General features: G+C 36.8%; 6 protein-coding genes. 2 read left to right on the top strand and 4 right to left on the bottom strand.

Annotation, left to right across the window (positions count from 1 at the left end):
- Together ACJMLH_RS06790 and ACJMLH_RS06785 are read left to right on the top strand one after the other, a co-directional pair.
- The coding region (locus tag ACJMLH_RS06790) for a Mur ligase family protein (protein ID WP_405276038.1) at positions 1 to 1,108 on the top strand (1,108 nt) is incomplete at its 5' end.
- Between the two features lie 182 nt (positions 1,109 to 1,290).
- The gene (locus ACJMLH_RS06785; protein ID WP_405276036.1) at positions 1,291 to 3,609 is read left to right on the top strand and encodes a DEAD/DEAH box helicase; all 2,319 of its coding nucleotides are present in this window, start codon (positions 1,291 to 1,293) and stop codon (positions 3,607 to 3,609) included.
- Position 3,610: 1 nt separating this feature from the next.
- Here ACJMLH_RS06785 and ACJMLH_RS06780 read toward each other — a convergent pair whose 3' ends face one another.
- Genes ACJMLH_RS06780 through hisS form a run of 4 tightly spaced genes read right to left on the bottom strand, consistent with a single transcriptional unit; the run spans position 3,611 to position 7,923 of the window.
- Positions 3,611 to 4,366 carry a sugar phosphate isomerase/epimerase family protein gene (locus ACJMLH_RS06780; protein ID WP_405276034.1) on the bottom strand — a complete coding sequence of 252 codons (756 nt, stop codon included), beginning with the start codon at positions 4,364 to 4,366 and terminating at the stop codon, positions 3,611 to 3,613.
- A 7-nt stretch (positions 4,367 to 4,373) separates the two neighbouring features.
- The gene (locus ACJMLH_RS06775) at positions 4,374 to 6,215 is read right to left on the bottom strand and encodes a PINc/VapC family ATPase (RefSeq protein ID WP_405276032.1); all 1,842 of its coding nucleotides are present in this window, start codon (positions 6,213 to 6,215) and stop codon (positions 4,374 to 4,376) included.
- Positions 6,216 to 6,217: 2 nt separating this feature from the next.
- Positions 6,218 to 6,625, bottom strand: a complete 408-nt coding sequence (gene hisI, locus ACJMLH_RS06770) for a phosphoribosyl-AMP cyclohydrolase (protein ID WP_405276030.1) — start codon at positions 6,623 to 6,625, stop codon at positions 6,218 to 6,220.
- A gap of 2 nt (positions 6,626 to 6,627) precedes the next feature.
- Positions 6,628 to 7,923 (bottom strand): histidine--tRNA ligase, encoded by a 1,296-nt coding sequence (gene hisS / locus ACJMLH_RS06765; protein WP_405276028.1) that lies wholly within the window; start codon positions 7,921 to 7,923, stop codon positions 6,628 to 6,630.
- Between the last annotated feature and the right edge of the window lie 121 nt (positions 7,924 to 8,044).

Raw genomic sequence — 8,044 nt, 5'->3', positions numbered from 1 at the left:
ATGTGAACATGATCTGGAAGGCATGCAGGGCAATGCTGAATTCATTCCAATCCTACAGTCCAGATTGGATGGGGACGTAGGTATTTTGGAGGTTGGAACTTTCGGGGTTCCGGGAACTGTTGGGAGAATTGTCAAAAATACTGATATGGCTTCAGGTCTGATTACAAACATTACCCCTGACCATTTGAATGACCTTGGAAGCTTCATGGATTATGCTAACGTTAAGGGAGAATTCATTTCCGAGTTAGGCTTGGGGCAGCTGATTGTCAATGGCCATGACCCTACAATAATGGGACTCTTAAGAGAACTTGACTTTAAGGGGGAAGTCATAACATTTGGTGTAGATGAACTTCCGGATTCAATAGGTATGAAGGAATGTGTTTGCGGTGCTGAAATCGCTGTTAAGGAAATTATTTCAGGATGCGGATATTACTTCTGCAAATGCGGAATAACAACTCCTCAGGTTGACTATGTTGCTACAAATATTGATTTGCCCAACAGGACATTTGATTTGCACACCCCAACCGAAAAATTAACTGTTAAAATGGGTGTAGACGGGCTCCACAATGTTTACAATTTAACTGGAGTTATTATAGCGGCTCACACTTTCCTTGATTTGCCATATGATAAGATATTGCCTACTATTGCCAGTTTCACCGGTGTCAGTGGAAGAATGGAAGAAGTAGGTAAGGTCAAAGGCAAGGATATTTATGTGGATTTTGCCCACAATCCTGCAGGTGTTGAAACTGTCCTAAAGGAATTTAAAAAATTATTCGGTGACTTTACAACAGTAATCACTGTCTCATCAGAATCAGGTTATGTTGGTGACCTTGACATATTTAACAGCGTTTTGAAGTTCTCCAAATTCATCGTTCCTGCTTCAGTAGCTTCCCAAAAAATAGCTTTGGAAAAGCTTAGGGCCAATCCTAAATTGAATGATAGGATATTTTTAAACCACGTTGATGACTTTGAAAAAAAGGGAACATTGGGTGCATCTGAAGAGGAAGTGCGTGACGGTTTGAGAAAAGCACTGAATTTGGATTGTGAAATGGTAATAGCTATTGGAGAAGCTGCTACCAAGTTCAAATCAATTATTTTTGATTTATAATGTTATATCTATTTAAATAACATTATCTATTCTTATTTTTATAATTTAATCAATTAATTTTATTTTTAGTATAAATATTACTCATCAAATGCTCTCACTAATCCTTTTATAAAGATGGAAAAATAATATGATAATAAGGGTTATTGGTAGAACTCATTTTTTAAAATAATGAAGGTTGGATTATGGCTAGTTATATTTCACATCCTTTAATTAAGAAAAATTCAATTGAATCCAGATTATATCAGCAGGTCTTGGCAGGGGATGTTTTAAAGAAAGGAAATACGATGGTTGTTGCACCTACTGCATTAGGAAAAACTATTGTTGCAATCTTGGTTGCTGCAGATAGGTTGCAGAAGGTAAAAAATTCAAAAGTTCTGATTCTTGCACCATCTAAACCGCTGGCCATTCAGCATGAGGACAGCTTTAAGGAATTTTTAACACTGCCATGCTCATCAATTACAGGTGCTATAAAAACTGATGAGAGAGTAAAAAGATGGGAGGAATCCAGAATTATTTCTGCAACTCCCCAAACTGTGGAATCAGATTTATTAAACGGCCGTTATGACTTGAGCAATGTTTCCCTTATTGTTTTTGATGAATGCCATCATGGAGTTGGCGCATATTCTTATGTTTATCTTGCTTCCCGTTATGTACAGGAATCAAATTATAATTTAATTTTGGGTCTCACAGCTTCTCCTGGGTCAGACAAGTCAAAAATCAAGGAAGTCTGTGAAAATTTATACATCCAGAACATTGTCGTTAAAACTGAACAGGACTCCGATGTAAGACCTTACTTCAATCCGGTTGAAATCGATTGGGTAAGGGTTAAAATGAGCAGTGAGCTTGAAAAAATTAAAAAATATATTGACAAAGCATTAAAAGTAAGACTTAAAGCTTTAAAGAATATGGGAGTTATCAGGACAGTCTCCGTTGGTAAAGTTGATGTTTTAAAGGCACGGGGAAGAATTCAGGGAGAAATTGCCCGATCCGTCAATCCGGATAAGGAACTGTTCCAGGCCATTTCAATCTTAAGTGCAGTAATCAATATTCAGCATTCACAGGAGCTGATTGAAACTCAGGGAATTCAAACTTTCAATAAATACATCGGCAGGTTACGAAAGAAAAAGACAAAAGCCGCCAAATCCCTGATGTGGGATGATAATTTTGGAAGAGCGGTTAAAATGGCTCGTGAAGCTGAAAAACATGGATGGGAACATCCAAAACTAAAGGAAGTAACCAATATTCTCAAAAAGGAATTGGGTACCGGTGATGGTCAAACCAAACTCCAATCCAGCAGATTTAAAGAAAAGGATGAAAAATCTTCAAAAATCATTGTATTTACACAATATCGTGATACTTTAGAGATGATTCATCAAAAACTTGAAAAGGAAGGCATCAAGTCAGCCAAGTTCTTTGGTCAGGCTGCAAAGGATGGTGAAAAAGGCCTCACTCAAAAAGAGCAAAAGGCAATTATCAAATCATTTAGAATGGGTGAGTATGATGTTTTACTATCAACAAGCGTTGCCGAAGAGGGAATAGATATTCCTGCAGTTGATTTGGTTATTTTATATGAGCCTGTACCGTCTGAAGTTCGTATGATTCAAAGAAGAGGAAGGACTGGCCGTAAAAGAACAGGTCGTGTGAAAGTTTTAATAACTAATGGAACACGGGATGAGGCTTATTATTGGGCAAGTGTTAGAAAGGAAGAGCACATGAAATATCAATTGATAGATCCTAAAGTCCTGGAAGAATTGAATGCTTCAGCCGTTGAGAGAATGGAAAATCAAAAGAAAATTAAAGTCATTGATAGGCCAAAGAATGAAAAATCCAATCCGGTTGTTTTTGCCGATTCAAGGGAAGGAAATTCCAAGGTCATCAGGCATTTGTCCGAAATGGAGATTGATGTTCAAATCAGGTCAATGGCAGTTGGCGACTATCAGGTAAGCGATGAAGTGGTCATTGAAAGGAAGACTGCAAAGGATTTTGTTGATTCAATAATTGATAAGAGATTATTCAAACAAGCCCGTGAACTCTCTGAAGAGTTTAAACGCCCCCTTTTGATTTTGGAGGGCGATGACATCTATAACGGTATGATCCATCCGAATGCCGTAAGGGGAACCATTGCAGCTATAGCAATTGATTTTGGTATCAGCATCATTCCAACAAGAAACTCCGAGGATACTGCAGCAATGATTAAAAGAATTGCTGTTCGTGAGCAAAGCGGCGAAAGGGTAAATATACAAATCAGGACTGACAAAAAACCTACCAGCCTATGGGAACAGCAGCTATTTATAATTGAATCATTGCCTAATATAGGTCCGGTAAATGCCAAAAATCTACTTAAGCACTTCGGCAGTGTGGAAAAGGTGATTTCTGCTTCTGAGGAAGAACTTCAGGAAGTCGAAGGTATTGGTAAAAAAACTGCTAAAAACATTAGAAAAGTAGTTGAATCCAAATATTTATATTTTGAAAATGAAATAAAAGAAAAGAAACTTCTTTAATTTAAATTTTGAAGTTCTTTTTCATATATTCGTAACTATTTTTAATGGAATCGTAATCATTTACCTCGATGATATAGATGCCATCAAAATTATTTTTCTCTAGAGTATTGATGATTGTGTTTAATTCAATAGAGCCTTCACCTAATGCAAGGTGAGCATCATCATCACCAAAATTATCATGGGCATGTACGTGTTTAATTGAATCAAAATACATTGCCTCTGGAGAATATCCGGCATGGTTCGCATGACCGATGTCCAGTGTCATAGACATGTCAAGTGAAACCAATAGCTCATCCAAATCCTTGAGATTCTGATAAATCATTCCGTCAAAAGTAGGCATATTTTCAATCGTTGTTAAGATGCCCTGATTTTCACTGTATTTGCCAATTTCTTCAATGGATTCATTTGAATATTTATAAACTGTATCAAGGAAATATTTATTGGCTAAAAAAGGAGCTAATCCTGGGTGCACGACTACGGCTTCAGCATTGATTTCATTAGCAAAGTCTATGGAATCCTTAATCTGTTTAATTGAGTTCAGTCTGCTTTTATCTTGTACTGATGCAATATTAACGTCCATAAATGGGGCGTGAATGGAGTATTTCAGGTTATAACTTTCCAATACGTTAACGTCAATGTTTTCTGCTGGGAATTGATGAACCAGCTCAACATATTCAAGCCCTAAATTTTCTATAAATTCCAGTGTGTCTTCTAATGGATGTTCTATTCCCGCAAGAGATGATGCGCCGATTTTCATAATATCACTATTTTCTGACAGCTGTAATTGTTAATCCCATCTCAATGGCTTCTAAGATGATATCGGATAATTCGATGCCGTTTTTAATTTTTATTTCTCCTTTTTTGGAAGTTGTTGCGGTAAGCAGGTATTCTCCTTCAATGAGAATATCAAAGTTTTGCCTTCCGTTTTCTTTTCCAAGCTCTAAAATCATTTGTTTTCGGGTATGTGTAATGTCAACCTCAATTGGGGTTTTATTCACAGGTTTTTCATCAATTATTTCCACACCTAAGCTGATTCCAATGTCACGTTCAATTTCGGCTATTCTTTTGCCGTTCTTACCGATGATTTTTGGAACATACTCATCTGGAATGTAAATGTTTGCCCTATCGGGTGAGATGACCTCAACGTCAACCTTTGCCTTTTTAGGGAGAATTCTTTTTATTTTTCTTAGTATTTCATTTTCTGCAATCACATCAACGGAAGATTTTTGAGCTGCCGGACTGTCGCCACCATTAACCAAATCCATATCCATAACGATGGTCTGCTCACCGTAGGTGTAGATTTCATTTTTGAGCTCTCCGGTTTCAAAGTCCCTAACTTCAATGACCGGTCTTGCAAGGTCTGCCTCTTTCATTCCTGTTGGAACTTTAACGGTCATTTTTGTTTCATAAACGCTTGTAACTTTACCGTCCTCAATGTAGATACTTGTATCGACGATTGAAGGAATCACTCCCAATTCCACTCTTGAAGCAATTCTTTGAATCGCATCTATTGGGCGTGTTGCATGGACAACTCCAATCATTCCGACCCCTGCAAGCCTCATGTCAGCAAAGATGTTAAAGTCGGTATTTTTTCTGAGCTCGTCATAGATTGTGTAATCAGGTCTTACCAAAAGCAATACATCAGCAGTATTTTCCATGCTGCCTTCCAAAGGAGCATACTGTGTGATTTCGTCCGGAAGTTGCAGGTCTCTTGGTGATTCCATAGTCTTTACAACCTTATTTAATTTTGAGGAGTAATAGTTTGCGATTGCCTGAACAAATGTTGATTTACCTGCTCCTGGTGAACCTGAAATCAATATTCCTTCAGCACTTGTTCTGATTCTGTCAAGCAGTTTATCTGTCAGGTTGTATTCATCCAAGCTGATTTTGGCAACAGGCTTTACTGCAGTAATTTCCAAGCCTTCGGCAAATGGAGGATAAGCTATTGATATTCTGTATTCTCTGGACTGAACAACAAAGGAACCTTCCTTGTCTGATTCTAAATAGGTTTTTGAATCGGTGTGAGCTTTTTCAAGTATTTCATCAACAATATTTTTAAGTTCAGTGTATGAATAAGGTTTATCTGAAAGTTTTACAAAGTCAATGTGGCCTGGAGTTCCTTTTTTAGCCATAGGCACTACATTTTCTTTTAAATGTATGGACATTGTGGTGTCATCAAAGAATTTTTCTATTGAGAGAGCTTTATGGATATATTTCTGTTCGAAATAATAGACTGGAATTCCCTGAGCCTTTGCCACTTCTGCCTGAACCTTATCATTTGTTAAAAGGGTTCCGAATTCAGATCTTGCCAGGTCACGTATGATGCTGTCGATTTCTCCGCTTTTGGCATATTTGATATCATAATTGGTAGGACGTTTGCCTTTGAATGTAATGGCTAGTTCTCCATCGTCCTGCATTTGTTGTAGTTTTTGAAGTTCTGCTAGCCCTTTTGTCCCTTCAGATCTTTTGGCATTTGCCTGATGTTCAAGTTCACAAACTACTGCTTCGGGAACAATAACTTCGGGATAGTCAAAATCTCCGTTTTCTATTAGTTCACTTACTGCGCCTATTATAACTGCGCTAGTATCTGGTATTATGCATTTCATTTTTAATACACGTCTTCTGGATTTACTAATCTTTCTAAGATTATTTCTAAGTCATCATCTTTTAAATCTTCAATGTCAACTTCGTTATCAGTGTTGATTTTCCTAAAAAAGCATGATAAGTAACCTTCATGACAAGCAGCACCAGTCTGTTTGATTTTTAAAACAATTGCATCCATATCACAATCAACAAGAATCTCTTTAACTTCTTGGAAATGCCCGGAGGATTCACCTTTAAGCCATAACTGGTTTCTGGAAGTACTCCAGTAATGTGCTTTCCCGGTTTGAATTGTTTTAATTAATGCTTCTTTGTTCATATTTGCCAACATTAATATTTGATTGGTGTCAGCATCTTGTGCAACTGCTGTGATTACTTTAACGCCGTTAATTTCGTGTCTGAAGTTAATTTCCATTTTTATTCCTCTTTTAAATAGTTTACAATATTATCAACATCAACTAATTCCTGTTCACCACTAATCATGTCTTTAATTGTAACTTTTCCTTCATTCAAATCTTTTTCTCCGATAATGACCATTTTAGGAACTTTGATTTTATCAGCATAGTTCATTAGTTTTTTGAATTTTTTACCATTCAGGTCAACATCTGCTTTAAGGTCATTTTTTCTTAATGTTTGGGTTATTTCGTAGGCTTTAGACCTTACGCTACCTGAAATTGGAGCAACATAAACGTCCAGGTGTGAAGGAAGTTCTTCTGAGTCGGTTAACTCTTCAATTGCATTCATCAGTCTGTCGAAACCAAGCGCAAAACCAGTTGATTCAACTTCTTGGCCTCCAAAGAGTTTTACAAGGTTGTATGATCCTCCTCCGCAGATTTGCTTTTGGGCACCAAGTTCCGGGACATAGATTTCAAACACGATTCCTGTGTAGTAGTCAAGGCCTCTAGCAACGCCTAGGTTTAATGTGTAGTTGTTAACATCAAAGGCTTCCAAAATTTCAATCAATTGTTTGAACTCATCCAACGCTTCTTTTGGCTCATCATAAGGTGCAAGCAATTCTTCAACTTCACTTAAAATGGATTTGTCTCCAACCATGTCAATTAATTTTAATAATATCTGATTCAACTCGTCATTGTCTATTACAGGTTCATCTCCACTTAGGGATTCGATTAACAAATCTTTATCTCCCTTATCAATAACGACCATTATTTCCCTTTGGGTTTCCTGGGTGACTTCAAAGTGTTTGAACAGTCCTCTTATGATTCCAAGGTGGTTGAGATTGACATCGGCAGTGGTTATGCCTAATGCATTGATTGCATCTGTACACAGTGCAATGACTTCAGCTTCTCCCTGAGGGGATTTGGCTCCAATCAGTTCGCATCCGAACTGCCAAAATTGTCTGAACCTTCCTTTTTGAGGTCTTTCATATCTGAAACAGCTTCCATAGTAATAAAGTTTAATTGGTTTTGTAGAAGTTTTTTCAAGTTCGTTTAAGTATAATCTTGCAACTGGAGCAGTAATTTCAGGTCTTAAGGTCAATTCCCTGTCTGACTTGTCCTTGAAGTTATATAACTGGTTTACAATTTCATCTCCAGATTTTGTTGTAAATAATTTCAATTCTTCAAATAAAGGTGTTTTAATTTCTTGATAACCATAATTTTCGAATATGTTTCTTAAGGTACGTTCTGCTTTTTTTCTTTGCCTCATTTCGTCAAATAAGAAATCTCTTGTACCTCTTGGTCTTGTAAATTCCATTTTTGCTCTCCTATCAATAAATTTATTATAATATAACTATGTTTTTTAGATGTTATATAGTCTTTTGTTGAATATTAATCATCAAATGCTCTCGGACAGTTTATTTTTAACTGGAAGTATT

The sequence above is a fragment of the Methanobrevibacter sp. genome (assembly GCF_045116495.1).
GTDB lineage: Archaea > Methanobacteriota > Methanobacteria > Methanobacteriales > Methanobacteriaceae > Methanocatella.
This window is presented reverse-complemented; position numbering and strand designations above follow the sequence as displayed.